This is a genomic window from Lacticaseibacillus nasuensis JCM 17158 (genome assembly GCF_001434705.1).
Lineage (GTDB): Bacteria > Bacillota > Bacilli > Lactobacillales > Lactobacillaceae > Lacticaseibacillus > Lacticaseibacillus nasuensis.
In genome coordinates this window covers 1-2,231 of record NZ_AZDJ01000023.1, presented here as the reverse complement: position 1 = coordinate 2,231, position 2,231 = coordinate 1, and the positions used below count along the sequence as shown (strand labels likewise).

Annotated in this window: 1 protein-coding gene; it reads right to left on the bottom strand. The window is 51.1% G+C overall.

Annotated elements, in window-relative coordinates:
• Nucleotides 1–2,231 (bottom strand): beta strand repeat-containing protein (locus FD02_RS11300; protein WP_162255578.1); only part of this gene is annotated, 2,231 nt, incomplete at both ends.

Genomic DNA, 2,231 nt, shown 5'->3' with positions numbered 1-2,231 from the left:
ACATCCTTACCGTTAACCGTGTGACCGCCCTTGCCGTCAGAAGTTACTGGCGTAGTCGTACCATCGCCATTCTTGATCGGTGTGGTGGTAATCTGGCTCGTAATCTTACCGTTTGGATCAACCGTCGTTTCGGTAGAGGTGCCATCCCCATTGCCATGAGTGAGATCAACGCCGCCTTCTGGGGTCGTCTTCGCAGTCGTACCATTTCCTACATCGGTTGGCGTGCCATCGCTTGGCACATCGGTATTGTTAACTTTGTGGCCGCCCTTACCGTCATTGTCAACGGTATCCGTCGTACCATCATGATAGTTTACCGTAAGATTTGCCGTGACCGTCAAAGTAGCGGTTTCGTGTACCGTCTTACCACCGTCTGTGTAGTCTAAGCTCAGCGTGTATGTCCCAACGGCTTTTGCCGCCGTTGCCAAATCAGCGACTGGATTCCCCGCGGCATCCTTAATGCTGGTAATGCTTGGTGTTCCTTTTCCGGCATCGCCATGTGCATTAGTTGCTGTTGCGACGAAATCGCTGACAGCCACGCTGTCGCCAACTGTGATTGTCTTGTCCGTCGGCGTTAGCTTAGTTCCGTCAGTGATGGTCAGTTGAACGTCATCAGTCAGGATCAGGGCACCATTCGTGTAGGTAATCGTTGCAGTATACGAACCGCTTGTATCACCGGTCGTCGTGATCGTGCCATTTGTCAGCGTTGCACTAGTTTTATCATCAACATCATTATTCTTCAGTGCAGTGATGGCATAGGAGCCACCCTCAAGAGGCGTCTTACCATCCGCGCCAACAACAGACTTAGTGAAGTCGCCTTCCGTAAGGGTATCCCCTACCTTAGCTTCTTTATTCTGAACAGTCAGCAACGTGCCATCGGTTACGGTCAATGTTGCAGTGTTTTCGACCGTCTTCCCACCATCGGTATAACTCAATGTGACAGTATAATCGCCAGCTTGATCAGCAGAAATCGTCTTGCCGTCAGTGACAGCCAGGGTTTGACCAGCTGCATTCGTTGCACTGACAATACTTACCTTAGTCGAATCACCCTTAGTCTTGGCCGCATTAGTGGTATCGCCAACAATAAACTGGTCAACTGCTACTGTAGTCCCCTTCACTGCCGTTACAGGTGATGTTGCAAAACCAGTATCGTCAGTGACGGTCAGTTTAGCTGAACCTTCGGCAGTAGCGCCGTTGGTTCCGGTGTAATCAATGACCACAGTATAGGTACCCGCAGTTGCACCGGTAGTGGAAATAGTATCACCGCTGAGTGTTGCCTTAGCAGTTGATGCTTCATCGGCATCCGCGGTCTTGGTAATGCTCTTAATGCTATAAGTACCATCCGTTGTTTGACCATTGCCATCTGGCAGAGTCGTCGTCGGCTTAAAGCTGTTTGCGGTGAGCGTCGTGCCAACAGGAACAACCTGGTCCGTTGCAGTCAGTTTCGTATTATTGATGAAGCTGTAAACTACGGTCGTCTCGGCATCAGTTGGCTTCGTCGCCGTAAACCCGCTATCATCCGTCTGCAGATTTGGCGCAGTGATGGTATCACCAACCTTGACGGACTGACCGCCAATGGTTGGATTGCCATAGTATTTACTACTGTAATCTGAAACTTTAGCATCCGTGAAGGCTTCTTCGTCGCCACCACCAGCTAAGCTGTATGTCTTTTCACCAGTAACCTGGTCAGTATATTCATACCAAGTTGCGGTTTCCTCATGCTGTCCAAGTTGCTTACCGTCTGTGCTTTCATCTGTAATGGTCCAAGTAATCGGATCCATAGCAGCACTCGTCACCACATGCTTGACGTAAACGTCAACCTTACCACCGTCAAAGGTGCCAGCTGGCACTTCGGTGGCAGCGGTCGGTTCACCGTCAACCGTGACGTAGTCCGTCGTGGCTTCGGTGTACTTGCTACCGTCTACGCCATTAGCTGCCGTCATCTGGTCGATGGTGGCAGTAAAGCCATCGTATGCTGTGCCCTTGCCACCTTCAAGTGTCTTCGTACCAATGACTTCGCCAGTGGTTTGGTCATGGTAGGTCACAGTCAAACTAGACTGGGCGACAACGTTCAACGTCGCAGTCTTCGTTACTGTCTTCCCACCGTCGGTGTAGGCAAAGCTTAGTGTGTATGTTCCTACGGTCCCAGTGGCAGTGGCCAGGTCAGTCGTTGCCCCTGATGCATCCGTAACCGTCAGGGTTGGTGTTGCGGTACCCTTTTCACCCTTCGCATT